The 25,030-nt window shown below is 54.8% G+C and carries 27 protein-coding genes; 9 read left to right on the plus strand and 18 right to left on the minus strand.

Translation table 11 applies throughout. The features are described from left to right. Positions 1-135 precede the first annotated feature (135 nt). The gene (rpmE, locus tag IEW52_RS06900; protein WP_188629340.1) at positions 136-351 is read right to left on the minus strand and encodes a 50S ribosomal protein L31; all 216 of its coding nucleotides are present in this window, start codon (positions 349-351) and stop codon (positions 136-138) included. A 142-nt stretch (positions 352-493) separates the two neighbouring features. Here rpmE and priA point away from each other — a divergent pair, with 142 nt between their 5' ends. The 6 genes from priA (at position 494) to rraA (ending at position 7,718) form a co-directional block, all read left to right on the plus strand. Next, a complete protein-coding gene (priA, locus tag IEW52_RS06905) occupies positions 494-2,692 on the plus strand; it encodes a primosomal protein N' (RefSeq protein ID WP_188629341.1) in 2,199 nt (732 codons plus the stop codon). Positions 2,693-2,793: 101 nt separating this feature from the next. After that, entirely contained in the window at positions 2,794-4,551 is a 1,758-nt protein-coding gene (argS, locus tag IEW52_RS06910; RefSeq protein WP_188629342.1) for an arginine--tRNA ligase, read from the plus strand. A gap of 3 nt (positions 4,552-4,554) precedes the next feature. Beyond that, positions 4,555-5,145 (plus strand): SPOR domain-containing protein, encoded by a 591-nt coding sequence (locus IEW52_RS06915; RefSeq protein ID WP_188629343.1) that lies wholly within the window; start codon positions 4,555-4,557, stop codon positions 5,143-5,145. Between the two features lie 81 nt (positions 5,146-5,226). Continuing rightward, positions 5,227-5,757, plus strand: coding sequence for an ATP-dependent protease subunit HslV (hslV, locus tag IEW52_RS06920; RefSeq protein ID WP_188629344.1), 531 nt, complete (start codon positions 5,227-5,229; stop codon positions 5,755-5,757). A gap of 48 nt (positions 5,758-5,805) precedes the next feature. Then, complete coding sequence (gene hslU, locus IEW52_RS06925; protein ID WP_188629345.1) at positions 5,806-7,134, plus strand: ATP-dependent protease ATPase subunit HslU; 1,329 nt, start codon at positions 5,806-5,808, stop codon at positions 7,132-7,134. Between the two features lie 98 nt (positions 7,135-7,232). Next, positions 7,233-7,718 carry a ribonuclease E activity regulator RraA gene (gene rraA, locus IEW52_RS06930; RefSeq protein ID WP_188629436.1) on the plus strand — a complete coding sequence of 162 codons (486 nt, stop codon included), beginning with the start codon at positions 7,233-7,235 and terminating at the stop codon, positions 7,716-7,718. A 118-nt stretch (positions 7,719-7,836) separates the two neighbouring features. Here rraA and zapB read toward each other — a convergent pair whose 3' ends face one another. The 10 genes from zapB to IEW52_RS06980 all read right to left on the minus strand — a co-directional run bounded on the left by zapB (position 7,837) and on the right by IEW52_RS06980 (position 15,185). Then, positions 7,837-8,088, minus strand: coding sequence for a cell division protein ZapB (gene zapB, locus IEW52_RS06935; protein ID WP_188629346.1), 252 nt, complete (start codon positions 8,086-8,088; stop codon positions 7,837-7,839). Between the two features lie 142 nt (positions 8,089-8,230). After that, positions 8,231-9,013 carry a serine O-acetyltransferase gene (cysE, locus tag IEW52_RS06940; protein WP_188629347.1) on the minus strand — a complete coding sequence of 261 codons (783 nt, stop codon included), beginning with the start codon at positions 9,011-9,013 and terminating at the stop codon, positions 8,231-8,233. 3 nt (positions 9,014-9,016) lie between these two features. Continuing rightward, entirely contained in the window at positions 9,017-9,307 is a 291-nt protein-coding gene (locus tag IEW52_RS06945; RefSeq protein ID WP_188629348.1) for a hypothetical protein, read from the minus strand. An 18-nt stretch (positions 9,308-9,325) separates the two neighbouring features. Then, on the minus strand, positions 9,326-9,790 hold the full coding sequence (locus IEW52_RS06950; RefSeq protein ID WP_188629349.1) for a tRNA (cytidine(34)-2'-O)-methyltransferase: 465 nt from the start codon (positions 9,788-9,790) through the stop codon (positions 9,326-9,328). Positions 9,791-9,999: 209 nt separating this feature from the next. After that, on the minus strand, positions 10,000-11,355 hold the full coding sequence (gene dinF, locus IEW52_RS06955; RefSeq protein ID WP_188629350.1) for an MATE family efflux transporter DinF: 1,356 nt from the start codon (positions 11,353-11,355) through the stop codon (positions 10,000-10,002). Positions 11,356-11,521: 166 nt separating this feature from the next. Next, on the minus strand, positions 11,522-12,139 hold the full coding sequence (locus IEW52_RS06960) for an SCO family protein (RefSeq protein WP_229667835.1): 618 nt from the start codon (positions 12,137-12,139) through the stop codon (positions 11,522-11,524). 22 nt (positions 12,140-12,161) lie between these two features. Further along, positions 12,162-13,058 (minus strand): heme o synthase, encoded by an 897-nt coding sequence (cyoE, locus tag IEW52_RS06965; protein WP_188629352.1) that lies wholly within the window; start codon positions 13,056-13,058, stop codon positions 12,162-12,164. Continuing rightward, positions 13,019-14,023 carry a COX15/CtaA family protein gene (locus tag IEW52_RS06970; RefSeq protein WP_188629353.1) on the minus strand — a complete coding sequence of 335 codons (1,005 nt, stop codon included), beginning with the start codon at positions 14,021-14,023 and terminating at the stop codon, positions 13,019-13,021. The genes cyoE and IEW52_RS06970 overlap by 40 nt, the downstream gene beginning before the upstream one ends. A gap of 9 nt (positions 14,024-14,032) precedes the next feature. Then, positions 14,033-14,515, minus strand: a complete 483-nt coding sequence (locus IEW52_RS06975) for a hypothetical protein (RefSeq protein ID WP_229667836.1) — start codon at positions 14,513-14,515, stop codon at positions 14,033-14,035. After that, complete coding sequence (locus IEW52_RS06980; protein WP_229667837.1) at positions 14,502-15,185, minus strand: SURF1 family protein; 684 nt, start codon at positions 15,183-15,185, stop codon at positions 14,502-14,504. The genes IEW52_RS06975 and IEW52_RS06980 overlap by 14 nt, the downstream gene beginning before the upstream one ends. Before the next feature lie 23 nt (positions 15,186-15,208). Between IEW52_RS06980 and IEW52_RS06985 the strand changes: the two genes are divergently transcribed. Continuing rightward, positions 15,209-15,424: a DUF2909 family protein gene (locus tag IEW52_RS06985; RefSeq protein WP_188629354.1), complete on the plus strand. Its 216-nt coding sequence runs from the start codon at positions 15,209-15,211 to the stop codon at positions 15,422-15,424. A gap of 6 nt (positions 15,425-15,430) precedes the next feature. Here the strand turns inward: IEW52_RS06985 and IEW52_RS06990 are convergent, their stop codons facing one another. The 5 genes from IEW52_RS06990 to lexA form a co-directional block, all read right to left on the minus strand. Beyond that, positions 15,431-16,300 (minus strand): cytochrome c oxidase subunit 3, encoded by an 870-nt coding sequence (locus tag IEW52_RS06990; protein ID WP_188629355.1) that lies wholly within the window; start codon positions 16,298-16,300, stop codon positions 15,431-15,433. A gap of 15 nt (positions 16,301-16,315) precedes the next feature. Continuing rightward, complete coding sequence (locus IEW52_RS06995) at positions 16,316-16,840, minus strand: cytochrome c oxidase assembly protein (protein ID WP_188629356.1); 525 nt, start codon at positions 16,838-16,840, stop codon at positions 16,316-16,318. Next, positions 16,827-18,452: a cytochrome c oxidase subunit I gene (gene ctaD / locus IEW52_RS07000; protein ID WP_188629357.1), complete on the minus strand. Its 1,626-nt coding sequence runs from the start codon at positions 18,450-18,452 to the stop codon at positions 16,827-16,829. The genes IEW52_RS06995 and ctaD overlap by 14 nt, the downstream gene beginning before the upstream one ends. Before the next feature lie 9 nt (positions 18,453-18,461). Continuing rightward, entirely contained in the window at positions 18,462-19,583 is a 1,122-nt protein-coding gene (gene coxB / locus IEW52_RS07005; RefSeq protein ID WP_229667838.1) for a cytochrome c oxidase subunit II, read from the minus strand. Positions 19,584-19,908: 325 nt separating this feature from the next. Continuing rightward, a complete protein-coding gene (lexA, locus tag IEW52_RS07010; protein ID WP_188629359.1) occupies positions 19,909-20,517 on the minus strand; it encodes a transcriptional repressor LexA in 609 nt (202 codons plus the stop codon). Between the two features lie 148 nt (positions 20,518-20,665). On the opposite strand from lexA, the gene plsB reads away from it, so the two are divergent. Next, on the plus strand, positions 20,666-23,032 hold the full coding sequence (gene plsB / locus IEW52_RS07015; RefSeq protein ID WP_188629360.1) for a glycerol-3-phosphate 1-O-acyltransferase PlsB: 2,367 nt from the start codon (positions 20,666-20,668) through the stop codon (positions 23,030-23,032). 7 nt (positions 23,033-23,039) lie between these two features. On the opposite strand, the gene ubiA is transcribed toward plsB, so the two are convergent. Together ubiA and IEW52_RS07025 are read right to left on the minus strand one after the other, a co-directional pair. Beyond that, entirely contained in the window at positions 23,040-23,906 is an 867-nt protein-coding gene (gene ubiA, locus IEW52_RS07020) for a 4-hydroxybenzoate octaprenyltransferase (RefSeq protein ID WP_188629361.1), read from the minus strand. A gap of 5 nt (positions 23,907-23,911) precedes the next feature. Continuing rightward, entirely contained in the window at positions 23,912-24,499 is a 588-nt protein-coding gene (locus IEW52_RS07025) for a chorismate--pyruvate lyase family protein (protein ID WP_188629362.1), read from the minus strand. A 134-nt stretch (positions 24,500-24,633) separates the two neighbouring features. Between IEW52_RS07025 and IEW52_RS07030 the strand changes: the two genes are divergently transcribed. After that, positions 24,634-25,026: a flagellar basal body-associated FliL family protein gene (locus IEW52_RS07030; protein ID WP_188629363.1), complete on the plus strand. Its 393-nt coding sequence runs from the start codon at positions 24,634-24,636 to the stop codon at positions 25,024-25,026. The last annotated feature ends 4 nt before the right edge of the window (positions 25,027-25,030 follow it).

Consider the following 25,030-nt stretch of genomic DNA (forward strand, 5'->3'; position numbering starts at 1 on the left):
ATATTCTGCCTGAAAAAAGAAAACGGCCCAAGAGTAGGACCGTTCGGATATCAAAAACTCGGTACACCATTCAGTCTAAACACGCTTAACTGAATGGTGTTAGCCCTGAGGCGCCTTTTTTGCGATGAGTATCGCTTACTTCTTGCTTGCAAGCGCACCAAAGCGCTTGTTGAAACGGTCAACGCGGCCGCCGCTATCAACCATTTTCTGCTTACCAGTGTAGAAAGGGTGGCAAGCGGAGCAAACGTCCAGGTTCAGGCTTTTACCTAAGGTAGAGCCAACTGTGATTTCGTTACCACAAGAACATTTGGCAGTAATATCTTTGTACTCTGGGTGAATACCGTTTTTCATGGGGACAACCTCTGAATGTGTAGGCCGTGTCGCTATCTGATCCGATGCCAGACACCACACGAATGATTCACGTTTTGTGAAGGGTGCGAATAATATAGTATCGCTTTTTTACAGGCAAGGATAACCGGAGGATAAATCACCAATGTCGACACCGACAGAACTTGCGTTGCTGCGGGTTGTGCTGCCCGTTCCGCTACGGCGAGAATTTGATTACCTCTGCCCTTTGCCCTTGCCGAAACCCGGCTGCAGAGTATCGGTGCTGTTTGGCAATCGAGCCTTGACCGCACTGGTGTTATCGCACCCCGAGGCTTCAGACATAGCTCTGACCAAGCTCAAGCCCATAGTAGCGGTGCTGGACGACACCCCCATACTGGCCGAGGCCGAGCTTAAATTACTGGCCTGGGCCACCCAGTATTACCTGCATGCACCGGGAGAGGTCTATTTTCAGGCCTTGCCCACGCTGTTGCGCAAGGGCGAAGCCGCCGCCTACCGTAGCGCACCTTATTGGCATTTGCTGGACGCTCAAGCCGAAGCATCACCCCAGGCCATCAAACAACAGCAGGCGCTCACACTATTGCGTCAGGGCCCTCTCAGCAGCGGCGAACTGCAGATCAGAGGCATTAGCAGCGCCATTTTGCAGGCACTTGCCAAAAAGCAGCTGATAGAAAAACGCGAACAGGTACCCGCAGCCAGTGACTGGCGAGGTACAAGACTGCTGGTTGCCGAAAACGACAAACCGCGCCTCACCACAGAGCAGGCACTGGCCGTCAGCGTCATTCAAAGTACGCAAGGATTCAGCCCCTTTCTGCTGGAAGGGATCACCGGCTCGGGTAAAACCGAGGTGTATCTGCAAATTATGGAAACAGTCTTGCAGGCCGGTTTGCAGGTATTGGTGCTGGTGCCGGAAATTGGCTTGACGCCTCAGACCATAGCGCGCTTTCAGCAACGTTTCAGCTTGCCGATCAGTACCCTGCACTCGGGTATGAACGAACGCGAGCGGCTGGATGCCTGGCTGTCGTGTCGAGACGGCAGCACCGCCATCGTCATCGGCACCCGCTCTGCCCTGCTGACGCCCTTTGCCCGCCTGGGGCTGATCATTATCGATGAAGAGCACGACACCTCGTTCAAGCAGCAGGAAGGGTTTCGTTATCATGCTCGGGATTTGGCCTTGCTGCGGGCCCATCAGCTCGATATTCCGATTGTACTGGGTTCGGCCACCCCGTGTTTCGAAAGTCTGCAGAATGCGGCCACCGGCAAATATCAGTTACTGACCCTGAGTCAACGACCGGGCACGGCCACCGTGGCCGAGCATGTATTGCTGGACAGCAAACACGTGCAAATGCAGGCGGGATTGTCCCCGCAGTTGATTGAGTTACTGGGGCAGGAGCTGGGCAAGGGCAATCAGGTGATGCTGTTTTTAAACCGCCGCGGCTATGCTCCGGCGCTGTTATGTCACAGTTGTGGCTGGCTGGCCGATTGCGAACGCTGTGACGCCCACTACACCTGGCACCGTCACCCTTCTCGCCTGCACTGTCATCATTGTGATCATCAGCGCGCTCTACCGCCGGTATGCCCCCATTGCGGTAGCCAGCAACTGATCGGCACCGGCCTGGGAACCGAGCAGGTCGAGCAAGCCTTGACCGGGCTGTTTCCACAATATGGCATTATTCGTATCGATCGCGATAACACTCGCCGCAAGGGCAGCCTTGCCCAGCATCTGGAAGGCATTCGCAACGGGCAATATCAGATATTGATTGGCACCCAGATGCTGGCCAAGGGGCATCACTTTCCCGATGTCACGCTGGTGGCCATGCTGGATGCCGACGGCGCCCTGTTTGCCAGCGACTTTCGTGCCACCGAGCGTTTTGCCCAGCTGTACATTCAGGTAGCAGGCCGGGCGGGCCGGGCCAGCAAACCCGGGCGTGTGATATTGCAGACCCATCAGCCGGAACACGCACTACTGCAGGATCTCGCCAATCAGGGATATCGCCACTTCGCCCACAGCGCATTACAGGAACGACAAGCCGCCGCCTTGCCGCCCTTCAGTTTTCAGGCGCTGTTTCGCGCCCAAGCCACGGACGCTCGTCAGGTACAAACATTTTTACAGCAACTGGCACAGCAGCTACAGCCCCAGCTGCCGGCGACCGTTTTGTGCCTGGGACCACTCAGCGCACAGATGGAGCGCAAGGCGGGTCAGTATCGCTACCAGTTGTTGTTACAGGCCAGTAATAGACGAGCACTGGCGGCCGCCTGCCGGTTGGCACTGGCATTAATTGATACCCAGGTATCCGCTCGCAAGGTGCGCTGGTCACTGGATATCGACCCCGTTGAACTGTGGTGAATGCGCTCCCTTTGCCTTGACGGTAGTTTTCTGCACCCGATATGAGTAGAATTTCTTCCCCTGGTTAGCTCCAACCTTGTCTTTAATTTGGTGAACTGATAATGAAAGAACATATTCAAGCTCTGCTTGAGCAAACGGTCTCTACTCTGAAACAGCAAGGCAAACTGCCTGCAGAACTGGCCCCTCGCATTCAAGTAGACAGAACCAAAGACAAGGCCCACGGAGATCTGGCAACTAACCTGGCTCTATTGCTGGCCAAACCGGCCGGGCAAAATCCCCGCGCCCTGGCACAATTGCTGGTAGACAACCTGCCCGCTTCCGAGCTGGTGGCCAAAACCGAGCTGGCAGGCCCCGGCTTTATCAACTTTTTTCTCGACAGCAACTGGCTTGGCGGTCAGGTAGACGCCATGGTCGCCAACGACCGCGCCAATGTGCCCGTGGTAGACCAGCCCAAAACCATAGTCGTGGATTACTCGGCCCCCAACGTGGCCAAGGAAATGCACGTCGGCCACCTGCGTTCCACCATTATTGGTGATGCCCTGGTACGCACTCTGGAGTTCCAGGGCCACAAGGTGATCCGCGCCAACCACATCGGCGACTGGGGCACCCAGTTCGGCATGCTGATTGCCCATCTGGAAGAACTGGAGAAAGCAAACCCAGAGGTTGCCAACTCGGGCTTGTCGGATCTGGAACAGTTTTATCGCGAGTCCAAGCAAAAATACGATGCAGACCCGGTGTTTGCCGAACGGGCCCGCAACTATGTGGTGAAGCTTCAGGGCGGTGACACCTATTGCCTGGCCATGTGGCAGAAACTGGTCAACATTACTCTGCAGCATAATCAGGCCGTGTACGATCGACTCAATGTGTCTTTGACCCCGGATAATGTGATGGGCGAAAGCATGTATAACCCCATGCTGGCCGGCATCGTCGAAGACCTGCTGCAGCAAGGGCTGGCGATAGAAGACGAAGGTGCCATAGTGGTGCGCCTGGACGAATATAAAAACAAAGACGGTGACCCCATGGGGGTGATTATCCGCAAGAAAGACGGCGGTTACCTCTATACCACCACCGATATTGCCTGTGCCAAATATCGTTATGAACAGCTGGGTGCCGACCGCGTGTTGTACTTTATCGATTCGCGTCAGCATCAGCACTTGATGCAGGCCTGGAGCATAGTGCGCAAAGCCGGTTACGTTCCAGAGTCAGTCAGCCTGGAGCACCATGCGTTTGGTATGATGCTGGGTAAAGATGGCCGTCCGTTCAAAACCCGCTCCGGTGGTACCGTGCGCCTGGTCGATCTGCTGGACGAAGCACAGGAAAGAGCCGCCGCCCTGCTGGCCAAGAAAGACACGGGTTTAAGCGAGGCAGAAAAAAGCGAGATTGTGCGTCGCGTGGCCATGGGTGCCGTCAAGTATGCGGACTTGTCCAAGAGCCGCACCACAGACTACATCTTCGACTGGGACAACATGCTGTCGTTCGAGGGCAATACCGCCCCGTATCTGCAATATGCCTACACCCGCATTCAGTCTATTTTCCGCAAGTCCGGTATCGTCACCGACGCCAACCTTCAAGGCCAGGTGATTATTCAGGCCCCGGCAGAAGAAGCGCTGGCACAAAAGCTGGTGCAGTTTAACGACACCATTAAATCCGTGGCCGACAAAGGCTTGCCGCATTTGATGTGTCTGTATCTCTATGAGCTGTCTGGCGCCTTTATGAGCTTTTATGAAGCCTGCCCCATCAACAAGGAAGGGGTGAGCCCTGAAGAGCGCAGCAGCCGCCTGCGATTGTGTGCCGCCACCGCCAAGGTATTGCAGCAGGGCCTGTCACTGTTGGGTATTGATACCATGGAGCGCATGTAATCCATGGCCAGGGATTACGTTAGGCGCAGCAAACCCACCGCCAAGAGCAAAAAACGCCCCGCCAAGGGCGGTAACCGCAGTCGTGCACCGCAGCCGCGGCGGGTCCCCGTGCTGCCGATTATTTTGCTCATTATGGTCGCGGGGGCCCTTGGCTACCTGATCTATATCATAAAGGGAGCGGCCGACAGCCGCCCTTCTGATGGTGTGCCTGTGGCAACACAGGCCCCGGCCTCCACGTCGCAGGCACCGCGCCCAATCGTAAATCCTATCGATCAGAAACCGGTCGAGAAATGGACCTACATCGAGCAGCTGGAAAACAAGGAAGTAGTGGTACATGTGCCTGAAGCTCAGGAATCCACCCGCCCTTATCTAGTACAGTGCGGTTCTTTCCGCTCTGCGGCACAGGCCGAGCAATTGAAAGCCAAAATTGCCTTTCAGGGGCTGGTGGCTGAAGTTCGCCATAAAAGTGACAGCTCCTGGTACCGCGTAATCCTGGGTCCTTACGACAGCAAACGACTGGCTGAACAGCACAGACACAAGCTGATCAAGGCAAAAGCCGTGAGTGATTGTGCAATCTGGTTCTGGGAGGGTTGATCTCGCTTACTGCCGTCCCCATTTCGTTGTTAGTGACATTTTTGCCAGCCAGGCTGGCTACACAGTCAAGTGAGGTTTTTAGTGACAACGATCGTTTCAGTACGCCGTAATGGCAAAGTGGTTATCGGCGGTGATGGCCAGGTTTCTCTGGGTAACACCGTAATGAAAGGCAATGCCCGCAAGGTACACCGCCTGTTTAATGGCAAGGTGCTGGCCGGTTTTGCCGGTGGCACCGCAGATGCCTTTACCCTGCTGGAACGCTTTGAGGCCAAGCTGCAGGCCCACCAGGGCAACCTGGAGCGGGCTGCCGTAGCGCTGGCGAAAGACTGGCGCACCGATCGCTCCTTGCGTCGGCTAGAGGCACTGCTGGCAGTTGCCGACGACAAAAACTCCTTCATCATTACCGGTAACGGCGACGTGGTGCAGCCCGAGCAGGATTTGATTGCCATCGGCTCCGGGGGCTCGTTTGCCCAGTCTGCGGCTCGCGCCCTGCTGGAGAATACCGAGCTGGAAGCCGACGAAATCGTCAAAAAAGCGCTCACTATTGCCGGCGAAATCTGCGTGTTTACCAACGGCAACCAGACCATCGAAGAGCTGGATTACAACCACTGATTTGCTTCGGACAGCATGCTGTTGCTGTCCGCACCATAGGATTTGATTATGTCTGACATGACACCAAGAGAAATCGTCCACGAGCTGGACCAGCACATTGTTGGCCAGTCTGACGCCAAGCGCGCGGTGGCCATCGCCCTGCGTAATCGCTGGCGTCGCATGCAGCTCACTCCCGATCTGCGCCAGGAAGTCACGCCCAAGAACATTCTGATGATAGGCCCGACCGGGGTGGGGAAAACCGAAATTGCCCGTCGCCTGGCCAAACTGGCCAATGCGCCCTTTATCAAGGTAGAAGCGACCAAGTTCACCGAAGTCGGCTATGTGGGTAAAGAAGTAGACAGCATCATTCGCGATCTGACCGATGTGGCCATGAAAATGACCCGCGATCAGCAGATCAAGAAACATCGTCATAGCGCCGAAGAAGCCGCCGAAGAACGCGTGCTTGATGCCTTGCTGCCTAACCCCCGCAACAGCTGGGGCGAAGAAGAAAAGGCTGATAACAGCAACAGCCGTCAGATATTTCGCAAGAAACTGCGCGAAGGCCAGCTGGACGATAAAGAAATAGAAATTGACGTGTCGGCCCCCCAGATGGGCGTGGAAATCATGGCGCCCCCCGGCATGGAAGAAATGACCAATCAATTGCAGGGCATGTTCCAGAACCTGTCCGGCAACACCAGCAAACAGCGCAAGATGAAAATCAAAGACGCGCTCAAGCTGCTGATCGAAGAAGAAGCCGCCAAACTGCTGAACCCGGAAGAGCTGAAAGAACAGGCCATTCATGCGGTAGAAAACCACGGTATCGTCTTTATCGATGAATTTGACAAAATCTGCAAACGCGGCGAAAGCTCGGGCCCGGACGTATCTCGTGAAGGGGTTCAGCGCGATCTGTTGCCGCTTATCGAAGGCAGCACCGTCAATACCAAACATGGCATGGTGCGCACCGACCATATGCTGTTTATAGCGTCGGGCGCGTTTCAGGTGGCCAAGCCATCCGACTTGATCCCCGAGTTGCAAGGTCGTTTGCCGATTCGAGTCGAGCTGTCTTCGCTGAATACCGATGACTTTGAACGTATTCTGACCGAACCGAATGCGTCCTTGACCGAGCAGTACAAGGCATTGCTGGCCACCGAAAACGTGACGGTCGACTTTACCAAAGAAGGCATTCGTCGCCTGGCAGAAGCCGCCTGGCGGGTAAACGAAAGCACCGAGAACATTGGTGCACGTCGCCTGCATACGGTCATGGAACGCCTGCTGGATGAGCTATCATTCGAAGCCTCCGACAAGCCAGGTACCACAGTGGTGGTTGATGAAGCCTATGTGGATCGTTATCTCAAGAACCTGGTGGAAGACGAAGACCTGAGCCGTTACATCCTCTAACTTTCCCTGGTTACGGGAGCGGTCACACGATTGTGATTGAAAACCGCTCCCATCGCTTTATACTTGAAGTCACCTTGTTTCCAGATGTGGCTGATTCCATGGAATACAATACTTCAGAATTGTGCGATACCTATATTGATATGGTGGACGTGGTTGAACCCATGTTCTCCAGTTTTGGCGGCCGTAATTCGTTCGGCGGCACTATTTCCACCATCAAATGCTTTGAGTCCAACGGCCTGATTGCCGAGGCGGTCAAGGAAGACGGCGTGGGCCGGGTGTTACTGATTGATGGCGGTGGCTCGCTGCGTCGCGCACTCATTGACGCCAACCTTGCCGAAATCGCGGCCGAAAACGGCTGGGAAGGTATTATCTGCTATGGTTGCGTACGCGAAGTGGATGCGCTGGAAGACGTGGACATTGGTATTCAGGCACTGGCTTCCATTCCCGTGGGTGCCGATGATAACGATATTGGCGAACAGGAAGTACCGGTGAATTTTGGCGGTGTTACCTTTTTACCTGCCGACCATGTCTATGCCGATACCACGGGCATTATTCTGTCACCCGAATCATTGGATATAGAATAAAAAACAGCGGTCAGCCGCGCATAACAAAAAGGCCAGCCCCAAGGGGCTGGCCTTTTTGTCGTTATCAACCCTGGGTTACGGCTGATACAGATTACGCCGGCATTGTCGACGCTATAATTCAAGCGCTCTCTTCTACCTGATCAATCTTGCCCAGCAACACACGCAGGCGATCTTGCCAGGCTTCATGCTGCTGCTTCAGCTGCTGGTTTTCCTGATCCAGCTGGCTGTGGTTTTGCTTGAGCTGCTGGTTTTCTTCACCCAGTTTGCCATTCAGCTCTTTCAGCTCTTCCACTTCCATTTGCAGCAAGTCAATGGCATCGACGGCAGCTTGAATTTTTGTTTCCAGTTTTTCCAATACATCAAAAGACATGCACTCACCCCTAACTCACGGTTATCCGGCCCACTGGCCCCTCAGCGATCGAGGATACAGCGGCCTTTGTCAGACAACAAGTAGCCGCTACCATTGCAACGTCGATTAGATTAAATTTATTTCGATTGCGTCAGTTAACGTCTCAGATATTCTGATTCATATCCAGTGATGGCTTGTCCGAACAGGGTCTGCCTACCACTCGAGCCGGTACCCCAGCCACTGTGGTATGAGGAGGTACTGCCTCCAGTACCACGCTGCCGGCGCCAATTTTAGCCCCGCAGCCCACCTCGATATTGCCCAGAATCTTGGCACCGGCACCAATCATGACCCCTTGTCGTATCTTGGGATGACGATCGCCGCCCGCTTTGCCGGTTCCTCCCAGAGTGACGCTCTGCAGAATAGAGACATCGTCTTCAATCACGGCGGTTTCTCCCACCACTATGCCGGTGGCGTGATCAAACATGATTCCCTTGCCAATGCGTGCCGCCGGGTGCACATCAACCCCGAACACCACCGATATCTGATTTTGCAGATAGGTGGCCAGGGCCCGACGGCCATGACGCCACAACCAGTTGGCAACCCGATAACCCTGCAAGGCATGAAACCCTTTTAAATACAGCAAGGGCGTCGAAAACAGATCCACTGCCGGATCCCGCTCCTGTACCGCACAAATATCGGTGGCGGCCATATCAAGAATACCCGGCTCCGCATCCACCACACTTTCTATGACTTCACGCAGGCTGATGGCCGGCATCACCGAGCTTTCCAGCTTGTTGGCCAGAATAAAGCTCAGTGAGCACTTAAGGGTGTCATGATTCAGAATGGTCGAATAATAAAAGCTGCCAAGCATAGGCTCTTCCACGATCATCCACCTGGCTTCTTCGCGGATGCGTAACCAGGTACTCGCTTGAATGCCGTCTTCCATGGGTTAAACCTTGTCTTTTATGAATTGAGGTTCGCTCATATGCTGAGCTGCAAACTGTTGGGGTGTAACCGATATCGGGTCCATATGAATTATAATATCGGAACGAGAACGTAACTGATCGGCGCGAATGGCGACCGAGTCGGTTTTTCTGATCACATAACTTTGGAACAAAACCAACCCCAAAGTCAATAATAACGACACTCCCATCAGACCCGCCACCGCGGTAGCAGCCACGGCGGCGATAGTGACCAGTCGAGCATAAGAGGCGGTTGACTGATCGACATCTTCTTTCATTTTTTACTCCCCAAGGCCTTACTGGCCGCCAACGAAATCCTGCTGGCGCCATGCTTCATAACTGATGATAGCCACGGCGTTGGAGAGATTCAGACTACGACTGTCTGCCTGCATCGGAATACGAATGCGCAGCTCTGGGGCTATCGCTGCCAGTACCTCGTCCGGCAGGCCACGGGTCTCGGGCCCGAACAACAGCACATCCCCCGCTTGATAACTTGCCTGGTGATGAGGCTGGCTGCCCTTGGTAGTACAGGCAAAAATGCGCTGCCCGGCGACGGCTTGCAAAAAATCGGCATAATTCTTGTGCTGAAAGATGCGGCCAAAATCCGCATAATCCAACCCGGCTCGACGCAGCCTTTTTTCTTCCAGGGTAAAACCCATGGGCTCGATAAGATGTAGCCGACAGCCGTTATTACGTGCCAGGCGCATAATGTTACCGGTATTGGGAGCAATTTCAGGTTCATAAAGCGCAATATCAAACATGGGGTTCTCTGTAATGAGTGAAGAGTAAAGGGTGAAGCGGACAAGATCATACCCAACACTCGATCTTAAAGACTAGGGGTTTTTCTGCCACGGAATACACGGAAAAAAGACCATTTCAAGGGGTGAAACGTAGCGCGATCGCCCGGTATTCCGCGGCAAGAACAGGTTTAGGTGTTATCTCGTCCTCTTTACGCTTCACTCTTTACTCTTCACCGCGTTCCGTCGCTGATAATAAATCCCTGCCGACGTTCCACTCGCCACCAGGCCCAGCCAAGAGTCACTCCCCGAGCCAGCATAAAACACAACATGGCCAACCACAGACCATGATTACCCAGCGACTGGGCCAAAAACCACACCGGAAAAAACACGCCGGCAGTAGACAGCAGCATCATGTCACGCATATCGCTGCCGCGAGTGGTGCCAATGAAAATCCCATCGAGAATAAAACACCAGCAGGCGGCAAGCGGCATGAGTATCAGCCAGGGCAGATATTCGCTGGCCTGCTCTCTTACCGCCTCTATGCTGGTAATCCAGCTGATCAGGGTATTGCCGCCCAGCGCAAAAAACAGCACAAACAGTATCGCCACCACGCCGCCCCAAAACACATTCAGGGCACAGGCAAGGCGAAATGCAGCCCGGTTTCGTTCGCCAACCGCCTTGCCCACCATGGCTTCCACCGCGTAGGCAAACCCGTCCAGGCCAAAAGAAATAAACATCAAAAAGTTCATCAGTACCGCATTGGCGGCCAGTACATCATCGCCGAGGCGGGCGCCCTGAAACGTCATAAAGGCAAAGGTCAGCTGCAGACACAAGGCACGGATAAAAATATCCCGGTTCAGCCCCAGCAATCTTTTAAATGCCGCCACATGCAGAACCCGCTGCCAAAAGCCTGCCACAGGCCGGAGGTGACGCTGTTTCATCGTGCGCCATACCAGCCAGGCACCCAGTGCCGAGGCCAGGTAATCCGCGAGCACAGACGCGGCCGCCGCCCCTTTCACCTGCCACCCCAGGCCCAGCACAAACCAGACGTCGAGCAGAATATTGGCCCCGTTACCCAGGATCAACAACAACATGGGTGCCCGGGCATTCTGGTTGCCCAGTAGCCACCCCAGTAACACCAGATTGGTCAGCGCAGCCGGGGCGCTCCAAATCCGGACCATGACATATTCACGACCATAAATTTGCACCTCGGCGCTGCCGCCCACCAACCAGAATGCCAACTCGGTCAACGGCTGTTGCAGCAGTAAAATACCAAGCGCCAGCCCCCAGGCCAGCAAACAACCTCTTGCCAGCACCTGCAATAGACGTTCGTTGTCTGCGGCGCCCACCGCCTGAGCGGCCAGCCCGGTAGTCGACATCCGTAGAAAACCCAGCAACCAGAATATCAGGCTGATAACGGTGGCCCCAACTGCAACGCCACCTAAATAATAGGAATGCTCCAAATGACCAATGACAATGGTATCAACCAGCCCGAGCAACGGCACTGTGATATTGGATAACACCATGGGCAACGCCAGCACGAACACCTGACGATGACGCGCGGCGTTAAAGAAAGAGGACCACATAATTAACTCTTACAAAAGATGGTTAAGTGCGAAGGGAAATCGGTGAAGAGTAAATAGTGAAGAATAACGAGGCCAACAGCCATCTTCAGATGCGGCGCACTTTCTGGAGTCTTGGCATCATATCGTCCTCTTTCCCCTTAACCGTTCACCCTTCACATAGATGAAGCTAGTCGCGCCAGCGCGCCACTATGCCCGAGAAGTTTTTGACCAGTTCGGGGCCATTGACCAGGGGCATTTCACTTTGCTCATCGAAATCGGGTCTAAAGGAGGCATGCAGCTGCCCATTGGGATTGATCAGGGCAACAGAAGCAGAATGATCAACCAGATAGTTGTCGGCATCGCGATTGAAAATACCGTAAATCAGCCCCAGTTGCTGTACTGCGGGCATTAACCGATCATGTTCTGCGGTGACCGCCACAAAGTCTGGATTGAAATATCGGGTATAGGCCTTGAGCCGTTCGGGCGTATCCCGGGCGGGGTCGGCGGATACAAAGACAACCTGTACCTTGTCGCTGATTGCCGTTAGCTCGGGATAAATCCGTGCCAGATCCGACAAGGTGGTCGGGCAGATATCGGGGCAATGAGTATACCCCACGAAAACCAGACTCCAGTGATCGTTCAGATTTTGCTCGGTAAAGGGTTGTTCATCGGTATCGGTCAGGGTAAACGGGGTCAGGCTACGGGGCTCGGGATAGATCACCACCGCCTCGGTCAGATTATTCTTTTTATCTGCGTACCAGTAGGCACCACTCAGGGTGCCCGCCACCACGAGAGCCGCTGCCAATAACCATATCCATCTGCTTGTCTTAGCCATAATCTATCCAGTGGTCCGCCAGTAGCAACACAAACAGCCACATCAGGTGACTAATTGAGAAATGAAAGCATTGTAGAGCGGTTTGGGCAGAAGGTCTAAACTTCAACCGCCAGGCCCACTGGAGAAAGCGTAAATTAAGCAGACTGACCCCCACTAGATAAAGTGGCCCCGACATGCCCACTACCCAGGGCAGCAAACAGACCAGGGTGAGCAGCAAGGTATACAGCAGCACACAGGTTTTACTGAACTCGATGCCATGGGTTACCGGCAACATAGGGATACCGGCCTTGGCATAATCATCTCGCCGGTGAATGGCCAGCGCCCAAAAATGCGGCGGCGTCCAGGCAAAGATAATCATCACCAGCAACAGTGCGTGGCCATGAAACTCGCCGGTAACGGCCGTCCAGCCCAGCAGAGGCGGCATGGCCCCCGCCAGGCCTCCGATTACGATATTCTGCGGCGTGGCACGCTTGAGCCATACCGTATAGATCACCGCATATCCCAGTAAAGAAGCCAGCGTTAGCCAGGCAGTCAGTGCATTTACCCATACCAGTAATATCGCCAGCCCCAACCCCGACAAGGCAAAGGCAAATGCCAGCGCCGAGCGGCTTTGTACCCGCCCCTGTGCCACCGGTCTGTGATGGGTGCGCGCCATTTTAATATCGATACGCCGGTCCAGCACATGGTTGATGGCCGCCGCCCCTCCTGCCATCAGGCCAATGCCCAAAGTAGCGGTAAATACCCGCAGCACGCTCGGCACCGTATCGGTAAGAAACATGCCCACCACGGCGGTAAGTAAAATCAAGGCCACTACCTTTGGCTTGGTAAGCGCAAAGTAATCCTGCCAGCCTAGGCTCCAACGTGTGGAAAATAACGCGCTTCTAGCCATACCCCCTCCCTTGCATACCAGACTCGTTCTGCCACTCCCGTTAATGTTAATAACAAGAGCGCGGCACCGGCGTTATGGGCTACCGCCACCGGCAACGGCAAGTGCAACACCACATTCGCTACCCCCAGCGTCAATTGCAGCATCACCCCCAGCGCCAGAAGCACGCCCCAGCGTCGTAACAAGGGTTGCCGCCATAATCGCCAGGCCAGAGCGAACAATATCAGCGCCGTTACCACAGCCCACAATCTATGAGTAACATGAATGGTGATGCGCTCTGCAGCACTCAGCACACCGTATTGATAACTCTCGGCGGGTACGCCATGGGGGTGAAAGGCACTCCACTGCCACTGATTCAGCCAATCTCCCTGGCACACCGGCAGCTCAACGCAGGCCATGGCCGCATAGTTGGCGGCAGTCCAGCCGCCCAGGGCGATTTGCAACAGTAACGCCATCAGGCCCAGCAACAAGCAGCCGCCTACCTCAGATCCGCGATACACTGCTTGCCGGTTTCCAGTGCGCATCAACAACCAGAACAGCAGCGCCAGCAAGGTAAAGCCGCCCAGCAGGTGCCCCATGACCACAAAAGGCAACAGATTCAGGGTAACCGTCAGCATGCCTAAGGTGGCTTGCCCACACACCAGCGCCAGCAGCCCCCAGGTCAATACTCTGTAGCGTCGATTGGCAGTGCGCAGCGACCACAGCGCCATCAGCAAGATAGTGATCCCCAGAGTACCCGCCGCATAGCGGTGTACCATTTCGTTACGCGCCTTGATGAACTCGACGGGCTTGTCGGGAAAACGTAGTGCCGCCACATCATGCTCTTGTGCCGAACTGGGAACATAATTGAAACCGTAGCAGCCCGGCCAGTCGGGGCAACCCAGGCCGGCATCTGTGAGTCGGGTATAGGCTCCCAACACCACCACCACCAGGGTAAGAACAAAAGCAAACAGAGTCAGACGACGCATGGTGCCCTCCTAGCCCGCACGTGAATATTTAAGCAGACGTCGCAAGTCGCTCAGCAACGCCTTGCCCATCACCGCCTGCGCTTTATCGGCATCTACCTGGGTATCGGGCAACGCATAGCGCATGATCAGCAACCCCGGCGGATCGGCTATATACACGTACCCCGCCTCCAGGTCTTGGCTGGCAGGCAGCTGTACTACGGCTACTCGGTCACCATCCCGGCCCAGGGCAGTATCAATATTGTTCAGCAAGGGAACAGCGGCTATGCATGTCATGCAATCCGGGGTGATCGGCAATATCAAACGCCACTGCTTATCGTCGCTTATCTGCCCCTGCACCCATTCACCGTGGCTGTTGACGCCAGGCGTAAACCAGCCTTGCTTCAAGGTCAGCCAGGCCAATACCACCGGCAGTAAAAACACCGCCAGCAAGGCCAGCACGGTTTTCCTGGGGCGGGAATGATGACGGGGTTCAAGTTTCTTATGCTTCATCATGCTGCCTCCAGTAATACCAGGCAGCGGCAACCCACACCGCCAGTGTCATGGCAAACCACTGAACCGCATAACCAGTGTGTCGCTCAGGGCCCATAACCACCGGCTGCCAGCCACCTTGCTCAGCATCCATCTTTAATACGAAAGGCAATACCGGCTCCCCCCAAATCTGCGCCAGCAAGCTGGGGGCAAGTGCCGCAACCACGGGATGAGAGGGATCAAACAAGACTTCGCCCAAAGCCAAAGGGGGAGCATAGGGGCGAACAATATGCCCGGTTAACTGTGCTGCTGCCGGGAGGGGAGCCACCGAGGGTAATTGCTGTCTGCTCGGTGGCGCCGGCCACCACCCCGAGTCTACCGCCAACAGGCCATGACGGGTTTGCAGCGGACGAACCAGACGATAGCCCGCTCGGCCTCCCTCAATCTGATTATCCAGCCAGATATCTCCGCCAGCCAGAAAGTGTCCATTGACGGCAAGTTGATAGCCAAAAGGAGCCTCAATAGCCAGGGCGTCACTCAAGCTTAATTCAAGATCATGGCGCTGCTGCCACTCCAGTAACAACAATCTTTTTTCATCGGCGCGCGATAACTGCCATATCCCCATGGCAATCATCAGCAAAGAGATCATCGCCGTCAGTACCAGCAAACCGCCACTTTTTCCTATACTCAACATTCAGTCTCTCCCGGAATGCATCCATGCTATTCAAGCTACTGATTGTATTGTTACTGCTGTTCATGATCGGCAACCTGTTCTGGGGGCTTAAAGCCATGCTCTCGCAACAGGATCCACGATTGATGAGTCGCTATATCGGTCGGCGTTTAATATTTGCCGTACTCATAGTGCTGCTGTTGATCATTGCCCTGGCCGCAGGATGGGTGGTCCCTCACTCCCCCCTGATGAAGGTTTCATAAGAGCCTTTATAGAATATAGACAAAAATAAACAGACAGAGCCAGACCACGTCCACAAAATGCCAATACCAACTGCTGGCCTGAAAACCAAAGTGCTGCGCCGGCGTAAAATGCCCCTTGCGCACTCTTAACCACATAATGCCCAGCATCAAGGTGCCCAGAGTCACATGGGCACCATGAAAGCCGGTCAGCAAGAAGAAGGTATTGCCATAAATACCCGAGTCCAGTCGCAGGCCCAGTTCCTGGTAGGCATGCACATATTCCCACACCTGCAAGGTCAAAAAGACCATCCCCAGCAGCACCGTCAGCCCCAGCCACTGGCTCAGCCGTGACCGTTTATTATCAAGCAGGGCCAGATGCGCCAAATGCGCGGTCACCGACGAGGTGAGCAGAATAAGGGTGTTGATCAGCGGCAGGCCGAACCAGCCCATGGCCGTAGTTTCTATGCCACCCGGCGTGCTCAGCAATGGCCAGCTGGCGCTAAAGTCCGGCCACAGCACGGCATTGGTCATGGCATTGTTGCCCGCCCCTCCCAGCCAGGGCACTGACAGCATTCGCGCATAAAACAAGGCGCCGAAGAAGGCACCAAAAAACATCACCTCCGAGAAAATAAACCAGCTCATGCCCAGGCGAAATGAGCGATCCAGCTGCTTGCTGTACAGCCCGGCGCCCGACTCTTCAATCACATTACTGAACCAGCCAAACAGCATCACCGTCATTACCAGGGTGCCGGCAGCGAATACAACAGGCCCGGCAATGCCACCCAGTTCGGCGATCCAGAGACCTGCCCCCCCGGCCAGCAAAAACAACCCCAACGCCCCCACCAACGGCCAGGGACTTTGGTCCGGCACATAATATGGCTGAAACTTGACCGACATGTTCGCCTCCTTGGCTCAGCTGCTGCTGGCGCGTTCCGTGATGTCATAAAGGGTGTAGGAGAGAGTAAATATCTCTATATCCGCCGGCAGGGCCTGATCCACATAAAAACGCATCGGCATCACGGCTTCACTCCGCCCTGCAAGAGGCTGCTCTTGAAAGCAAAAGCATTCTGTTTTGCGCAAGTGATTGGCCGCTCGCCCGGGCGAGACCGACGGAATCGCCCGCAGTATGATGTCGCTACTGCCGGGATTGCTGACGGTAAAATCTACCTGATGCATCTCGCCGGGGCGCACCTTCAAGTGGCGCACCGAGGGTGTAAACTCACCGCTCAGGCCACTGCTTTGATAAGTAACGAATTCCACCGTAATCAGTCGCTGATCATCCACCACCAGAGACTCGGCCACGGGCCGGTTGGCGGTTTTGCCATTCAGGCCCGTGATGTCACAAAAGACGTCATACAGGGGCACCAGCAAAAAACCGAAGCCGAACATGGCCACCGCCAACAGCGCCAGCTTGAGCGCCTTGTTACCGTGTATCATGGTCTGTTACCTCCGGTGGGGTGCTGAAGGTGTGATAAGGCGCGGGCGAAGGGACTGTCCATTCCAGACCGTGAGCACCTTCCCAGGGACAGGGTGCGGCTTTTTCTCCGCCACGAATGCACTTGACCAGCAAGACCACAAAAATCAACTGCGACAGGCCGAAGGCAAAGCCACCTATGCTGACCAGGGCGTTAATATCGGCAAACTGCAGCGAATAATCGGGAATTCGTCTTGGCATGCCGCCCAGCCCCAGAAAATGCATGGGGAAAAACAACAGGTTTACCGAAATAACCGAGCACCAGAAATGCCATTTTCCCAGCCGCTCATCAAACATGTGGCCGGTCCATTTCGGCAACCAGTAGTACACTGCAGACAACACCGAGAAGATGGCACCCGTCACCAGTACATAATGAAAATGCGCCACCACAAAATAGGTATCGTGGTACTGAAAGTCTGCCGGCGTAATGGCCAGCATCAAGCCGCTAAAGCCGCCGATGGAAAACAGCACGATAAAGGCAATGGCAAACAGCATGGGCACTTCAAAACTCAGCGAACCCCGCCACATGGTGGCTACCCAATTGAATACTTTTACCCCCGTTGGCACCGAAATCAGCATGGTGCAGTACATAAAGAACAACTCCGCCGCCACCGGCATGCCCACGGTAAACATATGGTGCGCCCACACCAGAAAGCTCAAGCCGGCGATAGATGCGGTGGCGTACACCATGGAAGCATAGCCAAACAGGGGTTTGCGGCTAAAGGCGGGAATAATGGCCGAGATAATGCCGAAGCTCGGCAATATCATGATGTACACCTCGGGATGACCAAAAAACCAGAAGATATGCTGGAACATCACGGGGTCGCCACCCCCAGCGGCATCAAAAAAGCTGGTACCAAAGTACTTGTCGGTCAGCACCATGGTGACGGCCCCTGCCAACACCGGCATGACGGCAATCAGCAAAAAGGCGGTAATCAGCCAGGTCCAGCAGAACATGGGCAACTTCATCCAGGTCATGCCTGGCGCCCGCATGTTCCAGATGGTCACTATGACGTTAATGGCGCCCATGATGGAGCTGATACCCATAATATGAATGGCGAAAGCAAACAGGGCCGTGCTGTCGGGGGAATAGGTCGTAGAGAGCGGCGCATAAAAGGTCCAGCCAAAGTTGGGGCCGCCACCCGGCATGAACAAGGATGACAACATCAGCACAAAGGCAAAGGGCAGGATCCAGAAACTCCAGTTATTCATCCGCGGCAGTGCCATGTCCGGTGCCCCTATCATCAAAGGCACCATCCAGTTGGCCAGGCCGACAAAAGACGGCATCACGGCGCCAAAAATCATGATCAGACCGTGCATGGTAGTCATCTGGTTGAAAAAATTCGGCTCGACCAGCTGCAGGCCAGGTTGAAACAGCTCGGCCCGGATCAGCATGGCCATCAGGCCACCAATAAAAAACATGCACAGACTGAACAGCAGATACAGGGTGCCGATATCTTTATGGTTGGTGGTAAACAACCAGCGTTTGATGCCTTTGGCCGGACCATGATGCGCCTGCGCCTCGTTGTGGCTCAGATGATCATCGGCGGTATTGGTTCTGTTTAACGGTGTCATCCCTGCCCCCTATTGTCCTTGTCTGGCTTGTTCAATATCGCTGGGCTGTATGACATCTTTGGTGTCATTGCCCCAGGCGTTACGCTCATAGGTGATCACCGCCGCCAGCTCTTTCAGTGACAGCTGCTTGTTGAAACTTTGCATGGCGGTGCCGGCTTTACCGTACAGTACGATATGAATATGAGCCGCTTTATCCTTTAAGATCAGCTCACTGCCTTTAAGCGCGGGAAAAGCGCCAGGTATGCCCTCACCATTGGCCTGATGGCAAGCCGCGCACACCTTTTGATAGGTCTGCTCGCCCAAGGCCATCGACTCATCCATGGACATTTGCATGGCCAGCAACTCCTGCTCGGCGGCCTTGGCTTCTGCCTGCCTGGTCTGGGCGTTCGCCAGCCAGTCATCAAACTCGGCTCCGGTGCGGGCATCCACCACTATCGGCATAAAACCATGATCTTTACCGCACAGCTCGGCACACTGACCGCGATAAATGCCGGGCTCGTTAATTCGGGTCCAGGCCTCGTTGATAAAGCCGGGAACCGCATCTTTTTTCACCGCGAACGCGGGCATCCACCAGGAGTGAATAACGTCATCGGAGGTAATCAAAAAGCGGATTTTTCGATCGGTGGGCAGCACCAGGGGGTGGTCGACTTCCAGCAAGTAGTTTTGGCCCTTGGCAACCTGCCCCTGAATTTGCTGCGGCAAGGTACCCAGCAAGCTGTAGAACTCGACGCCCTGGTCAAAATAGCGATAATGCCACTTCCACTGGGAGCCGGTAATTTGCACCGTAAGGTCAGACTCGCTGGCGTCTTCCATCGCGATCAGCGTTTTGGTGGCGGGCACCGCCATGGCAATCAGGATCACGAAGGGAATGATGGTCCAGAGAATTTCGATTTTGGTACTTTCATGAAATTGGGCGGCCTGGGCACCCTTGGACTTTCGATGGTGAATGATGGCCCAGAACATGATGCCAAACACCACAACTCCAATAACGGCGCAGATAATGAGTATGGTCATGTGCAGCCCATACACCTTCTGACTGATATCGGTGACCCCTTCGGTCATATTCAAACGCGTTTGCGCTTGTATTGGCAGGGCTGTCAGCAAAGACAGCAGCAGAAGAATCGGCTTCACCACGCACCCCCAAGTTTCATCCTGAATTTTGGCGTACTTTTCTTGTAAGACTGTGCTGAGCGGACTCATTCATCATCGATCCGGCTCACAATAAGTAAAGCACCGAAAATGGAAAAGGAAAGAAAAAGACGGCAGACAAAGCGGTAAGCCCTCAACCGTTGGCTGTCAGAGTGGCTCCACACTTGAAGTGAAGGTGATTTTGGGGAATGAATTTATTCGATAGAGGCAGCAGCCCCTTTGAACAACGGGCCGCGGAAGAACTGCAGCTCAACAGACAGAACAGTGAGGCAGCCAGGCTACCTCATTCAGAATACGACAAAAAAACTTAAAAATCGGAATTGCGGATCACGCCCACCGCCAAGCCTTCGATGATCAATTCCTGGCTGCGCAAGTCGATTTCTATAGGAGAAAGCTCTTCGTTTTCGGGAAGCAGACTCACTTTGCTGCCTTTACGCTGAAAGCGCTTTACCGTTACTTCGTCGTCCAGTCGCGCGACCACTACCTGACCATTGCGTACTTCCTGGGTTTTGTGTACTGCCAGCAGGTCACCGTCCATGATGCCGATATTCTTCATGCTGGTGCCTTTTACCCGCAACAAGAAATCGGCCGCAGGATGAAACAGTGCCGGATCCAGCTGATAATGGCTTTCAATATGTTGCTGAGCCAGTATCGGCTCGCCCGCCGCGACCCGGCCGATCAACGGCAACCCCAGATCTTCTTCTTCCTCGGCCAGACGAATACCACGAGACGTGCCCGGCATCATGGTGATCACGCCCTTTTTGGCCAGCGCCTTAAGGTGTTCTTCGGCGGCGTTGGCCGATTTAAAGCCCAATGTGCGGGCAATTTCGGCACGTGTCGGCGGCATGCCGGTTTGCAGAATATGCTCTTTGATAATGTCCAGTACCTGAGACTGGCGAGGTGTAAGGGCTTTCATATCGGACCTGTTTTTTTATACAGTTAACTGTCAGTATATCCAGTAAATTCAACAGAGCAAGTACAAAATCCCGCGGCTGCAGCCTCAAGACATCCGAGGTCTGATCTGATAATCTTGCCCACCGCATAAATATTGGGGTTTCAGTTATATGATGTTCGGCTCTGCTGTTATTCGCCGCATGTTTCGTCCGTTGATTGCCGCCTTGGTCAATCATAAAAGTCTGCCTGTCGATCCCGTGACCGAGTTGGCCATCGAGCTTGGGCAGCCTATTGTTTATATATTGAAAACGGCGTCTATTTCGGACCTGCTCACCCTGGAGCTGAGTTGCGAAAAATTAGGTCTGCCCAGCCCTTATTCGCCCTTGCAGATTGCAGGCCACTCCCTGCCCCGTGTTATTTGCCTGGACAAGCCGGCCGGCCTCAGTCGCCGCTCACGCACGGCGACCCCTTATCTGGCGGAGTTCAACCAACTGCTGGCGGCACAAAAACAGCAGCCCACGGCCATTCAACTGGTGCCGGTCAGCCTGTTCTGGGGCCGAGCTCCGGGTCGAGAAGGTGACACACCCTCTTCACTCAGCATAGTACGCAGTCGCTCCCCTAATGCATTACGCAAGGCATTGATTGTCTTACTAAAAGGCAGAGAAAACCGGGTGCGCTTCAGTGCGCCGCTTTTATTGCCCCAATTGCTCGATCGCTCGATGGCCGACCCCAGGCTGGCCCATAAGCTGGCCCGTATTGCCCGCATCCATTTCAGTCGCCAGCGACTGGCCGCCACCGGCCCCAAACTGCCAAACAGAGACTTGCTGCTGAACCAATTGCTGCAAACCGACGGGGTGATGCAAGCCATAGAGGAGCACAGCCAGCAGCAGCAACAAGACGCCACCGTGTCTCGTCGCCAGGCTCAGGGATATATGAATGAAATTGCCTCCAATTTTTCCTATCCGCTGATCCGCTTTGGCGACCGGCTACTCGGCTGGCTGTGGCACAAACTCTATCGCGGCCTGTCGGTAACCGGTGCCGAACGGGTGCGGCAACTGGCTCAGGAAGGACATGAGCTGGTTTATTTGCCCTGCCATCGCAGTCACATGGATTATCTGCTGTTGTCTTATGTCATTTATCACCAGGGCATGGTGCCGCCCCATATCGCCGCCGGCATCAATCTGAACTTTTTTCCTGCCGGCCCCTTGTTCCGTCGCGGTGGTGCCTTCTTTATTCGTCGTACCTTTAAAGACAACAAGCTTTATGCCTGCGTGTTTCGGGAATACCTCAACTTGCTGTTTCGACGAGGTTATGCGGTGGAGTATTTCGCCGAAGGCGGCCGCTCTCGCACCGGTCGCTTGCTGCCTGCCAAGCCCGGCATGCTGTCGATGACCCTGGATGCCGCCATGCAACACAACGAACGCCCCATCACCTTGATCCCTGTTTACCTGGGCTACGAACACGTGATGGAAGTGGCCAGCTACCATAAAGAACTGCAAGGCGGCAGCAAACAAAAAGAAAGTGCCTGGCAGCTGCTGGGCATCCTTCGCAAGCTGCGTAACTTTGGCCGCGGTTTCGTCAACTTTGGCGAGCCACTGCCACTGGCCGAATGGTTAGCTAAAGAAAGCACTCCCCAACATACCGCTCGCGAGCTGGTGGCCCCGCTGGCGCGCGAAGTCATGACCCGTATCAACGCCGCCGCCGCAGTAAACGGCCTGACGCTGAGTGCGACGGCACTGCTCACCTCGGATCGCCATGCCCTCACGCGCCAGCAACTGCAGCAGCAAGTACAGGTTTATCTCGACTACCTGCGTCTGTGCCCCTATAGCCGGCAGGTGGTGATACCGGAGCAAGATAGCGAGCAGTTATTGGAGCAGGCGTTAGAACTGGGCAAGTTTGAGCGGGAAAATAACAAGCTGGGCGAAGTTATCTACCTGGATCGGCGCCAATCGGTGTTGTTGAGTTATTATCGCAACAATATTCTGCACCTGTTCGCGCTGCCGGCATTGTTGGCCACCGTGATAGAGCGCCACGAAGGCATAGTCACCAGCGAGTTATTGCGTCGCTTGCAGCGCCTGTATCCACTGCTGAAAGCAGAACTGTTTCTTAATGTGCCATGCGAGGCGTTATCGGCCCAAATCGAGACTCAGTTAGCGGCATTAGAGCAACTGGGTCTGATCCGGTTTCACCATCAGGGCTGGTGGGTTGATCCCCAGCAGCAACTGCAATTGCTGTTGCTGGCTCGTATTATTCGGCCTTCATTGCAGCGCTACGGCGTAGTGGTAGCCTGCCTGAAATACGGCGTAGCGCGCCAGCAACTGCAGGATGACAGCCAGCAGCTTGCCGAATATCTGGCCATGCTACACGGTATTCAGGCACCCGAGCTGTTCGACAAGACACTGTTCAAGATGCTGGCCGATGCCCTGGAAGCCGAAGGCTATGGGTACCAGCATCAGACCGAAAATGATGAGCTGGAGCAGCTGCGCAGCGCACTGTATCCCTTGTTACCCAGTGCCGTGCGCCGCAGCCTGCAGTAGGGAAGCATTACAGCAGCGTGAGTACGATGCCGGCAAACACCAGCATGCCCACGTAGTTGTTGTTCAAAAAGGCACTGAAACACGGCATGCGTTCCCGGTCGCGGATCAGCCGCTGCTGATAAACAAACAGGCCCGCAGCCCCCAGCAGGCTCCAGTAGAACAATGCCCCAAGCGCAAAGGCCTGACCGGCGCAAACCAGTAATATCAGCGTGGCTAACTGCAACAGGCCAACCATTAACTTGTCGCGCCGGCCAAACAGAATGGCGGTGGATTTAACGCCGATGCGCAAGTCGTCGTCCCGGTCGACCATGGCATACATGGTGTCGTAGGCAATGGTCCAGGTGAGGTTGGCGGCAAACAACAGCCAGAGCCCCAGCGGTAAACTGTTGCTTTGCGCAGCAAACGCCATGGGAATGGCCCAGGAAAAGGCGATACCCAGAAACAGTTGCGGCAAATGGGTATAACGCTTCATGAAAGGATATAGCGCCGCCCAGCCCAGGCCCGCAACCGACAGCGTGATGGTCAGGGCATTGGTGGTCAGTACCAGCAAGAAAGAGATGAGGACCAGCAGGACAAAAAAGCCCAGCGCCTGGCGCTCGGTCAACTCCCCCGTCGGCAGAGGTCGCCCCTGGGTTCGTTTGACATGACCATCAATATGGCGGTCGGCATAATCATTAATCACGCAGCCGGCAGAGCGCATGGCAAACACCCCCACCACGAACACCAGCAATAACCAGAGAGAGGGCTGGCCGTTACCGGCAATCCAGATAGCCCATAAGGTTGGCCACAATAGCAATAAAGTACCGATGGGCTTGTCGAGCCGGGCCAATGCCATATAGGCACGCCAACGAGGGCGCGTTGCAGTTGTTGTCATTCGTTTTACTCTCTGTATATCTGAGCGGCGGGTAAAAACAATTCGGTAACCAATACGCTGGCCTGAGGAATGGCCAGCAATGAGCGCCTTGCCCAGGGCAAAGCCGCCGGGGAAAATGTTTGGGGGCACATAGATGACAAGGACACTCCAGGCGTCTCTTGCCCCGCACTTTGCTGCTGCCCCAACTGCTGCCATTGGCTGGCAGTTAACTGGGCAAACTCAAAATCACTGCGGGTAAGGCGGGGGTGTTCAAACAACAACTCGCCCAGGGCGCGCTGGCCCAGGCCACCCAGAGCAGGAACGGCCTCTGCGGCCGAAGAAGAATACAGCGAGCTGGCGTAGATCCAAGGTTGTTCGTCGCACAATAACAGCACTTCACGACAATGAGCCTGCTCCACACCCAGCCAGTCGGCTTGCTCGGGCGCTAAGCTCACCTGCGCGCGCGTACGCTGCAACTGAACGCGAAAATGCCGGCAGCACAGGCGCAGGCGTTCGGTCAAAGAACCGCTATCCTGCAGCCAGTGGCACAACTCAGGCTGAGATTCGGGCAGCCTGGTAGACCAGTTCCAGCCAGCATCTTCGGTCAGGATCACGACGGCGTCCTGTTGTTGGCGTTACCAGCGCCATCTTTTAATTGCAGCTTTAATCCTGAAAAACACGTATTCACTTGACCGGCCCACACTTTGTTTAAACAATACCCACATTATTCTGTTAAAAAGGCGTATTAATGCTTCGTTTACTCGTACTTTGTATCTTATTCACCGCAGGCCTTGTTCAGGCACAAGAAGCGGCTCCCGAAGGGCCTTTATATTACACCATAGCGCCCGATATTATTACCAACTACCAGAATTCGGGGCAAACCCTGGGCTATGTGCGGGTAACGGTAGATTTGATGTTGGAAAGTGCGGATAAGATGCCGTTGGTGGAGCAGCATATACCGCTGTTGCGTGATGCCATCAATAACCTGCTGGCCGAACAGAATGAGCAGGAAATCCGCTCACTGGAGGTACGCGACCAGTTGACAGAGCAAGGTTTGCAACGGCTTAACGACTTGTTGCTGAAAGAAACCGGTGAAACGCCGCTTCGCCGCCTGCTGTTCACCAAGTTTCTATATCAATAAGCCA

The sequence above is a fragment of the Oceanisphaera marina genome (assembly GCF_014643915.1).
Taxonomy (GTDB): Bacteria; Pseudomonadota; Gammaproteobacteria; order Enterobacterales; family Aeromonadaceae; genus Oceanimonas; species Oceanimonas marina.

What these genes read in the sequence shown, in the direction of transcription:
- rpmE (WP_188629340.1), bottom strand. Translation starts at nt 351, where the DNA reads ATGAAAAACGGTATTCACCCAGAGTACAAAGATATTACTGCCAAATGT.
- priA (WP_188629341.1), top strand. Translation starts at nt 494, where the DNA reads ATGTCGACACCGACAGAACTTGCGTTGCTGCGGGTTGTGCTGCCCGTT.
- argS (WP_188629342.1), top strand. Translation starts at nt 2,794, where the DNA reads ATGAAAGAACATATTCAAGCTCTGCTTGAGCAAACGGTCTCTACTCTG.
- IEW52_RS06915 (WP_188629343.1), top strand. Translation starts at nt 4,555, where the DNA reads ATGGCCAGGGATTACGTTAGGCGCAGCAAACCCACCGCCAAGAGCAAA.
- hslU (WP_188629345.1), top strand. Translation starts at nt 5,806, where the DNA reads ATGTCTGACATGACACCAAGAGAAATCGTCCACGAGCTGGACCAGCAC.
- rraA (WP_188629436.1), top strand. Translation starts at nt 7,233, where the DNA reads ATGGAATACAATACTTCAGAATTGTGCGATACCTATATTGATATGGTG.
- zapB (WP_188629346.1), bottom strand. Translation starts at nt 8,088, where the DNA reads ATGTCTTTTGATGTATTGGAAAAACTGGAAACAAAAATTCAAGCTGCC.
- cysE (WP_188629347.1), bottom strand. Translation starts at nt 9,013, where the DNA reads ATGGAAGACGGCATTCAAGCGAGTACCTGGTTACGCATCCGCGAAGAA.
- IEW52_RS06945 (WP_188629348.1), bottom strand. Translation starts at nt 9,307, where the DNA reads ATGAAAGAAGATGTCGATCAGTCAACCGCCTCTTATGCTCGACTGGTC.
- IEW52_RS06950 (WP_188629349.1), bottom strand. Translation starts at nt 9,790, where the DNA reads ATGTTTGATATTGCGCTTTATGAACCTGAAATTGCTCCCAATACCGGT.
- dinF (WP_188629350.1), bottom strand. Translation starts at nt 11,355, where the DNA reads ATGTGGTCCTCTTTCTTTAACGCCGCGCGTCATCGTCAGGTGTTCGTG.
- cyoE (WP_188629352.1), bottom strand. Translation starts at nt 13,058, where the DNA reads ATGGCTAGAAGCGCGTTATTTTCCACACGTTGGAGCCTAGGCTGGCAG.
- IEW52_RS06970 (WP_188629353.1), bottom strand. Translation starts at nt 14,023, where the DNA reads ATGCGTCGTCTGACTCTGTTTGCTTTTGTTCTTACCCTGGTGGTGGTG.
- IEW52_RS06975 (WP_229667836.1), bottom strand. Translation starts at nt 14,515, where the DNA reads ATGATGAAGCATAAGAAACTTGAACCCCGTCATCATTCCCGCCCCAGG.
- IEW52_RS06980 (WP_229667837.1), bottom strand. Translation starts at nt 15,185, where the DNA reads ATGTTGAGTATAGGAAAAAGTGGCGGTTTGCTGGTACTGACGGCGATG.
- IEW52_RS06985 (WP_188629354.1), top strand. Translation starts at nt 15,209, where the DNA reads ATGCTATTCAAGCTACTGATTGTATTGTTACTGCTGTTCATGATCGGC.
- IEW52_RS06990 (WP_188629355.1), bottom strand. Translation starts at nt 16,300, where the DNA reads ATGTCGGTCAAGTTTCAGCCATATTATGTGCCGGACCAAAGTCCCTGG.
- IEW52_RS06995 (WP_188629356.1), bottom strand. Translation starts at nt 16,840, where the DNA reads ATGATACACGGTAACAAGGCGCTCAAGCTGGCGCTGTTGGCGGTGGCC.
- ctaD (WP_188629357.1), bottom strand. Translation starts at nt 18,452, where the DNA reads ATGACACCGTTAAACAGAACCAATACCGCCGATGATCATCTGAGCCAC.
- lexA (WP_188629359.1), bottom strand. Translation starts at nt 20,517, where the DNA reads ATGAAAGCCCTTACACCTCGCCAGTCTCAGGTACTGGACATTATCAAA.
- plsB (WP_188629360.1), top strand. Translation starts at nt 20,666, where the DNA reads ATGATGTTCGGCTCTGCTGTTATTCGCCGCATGTTTCGTCCGTTGATT.
- ubiA (WP_188629361.1), bottom strand. Translation starts at nt 23,906, where the DNA reads ATGACAACAACTGCAACGCGCCCTCGTTGGCGTGCCTATATGGCATTG.
- IEW52_RS07030 (WP_188629363.1), top strand. Translation starts at nt 24,634, where the DNA reads ATGCTTCGTTTACTCGTACTTTGTATCTTATTCACCGCAGGCCTTGTT.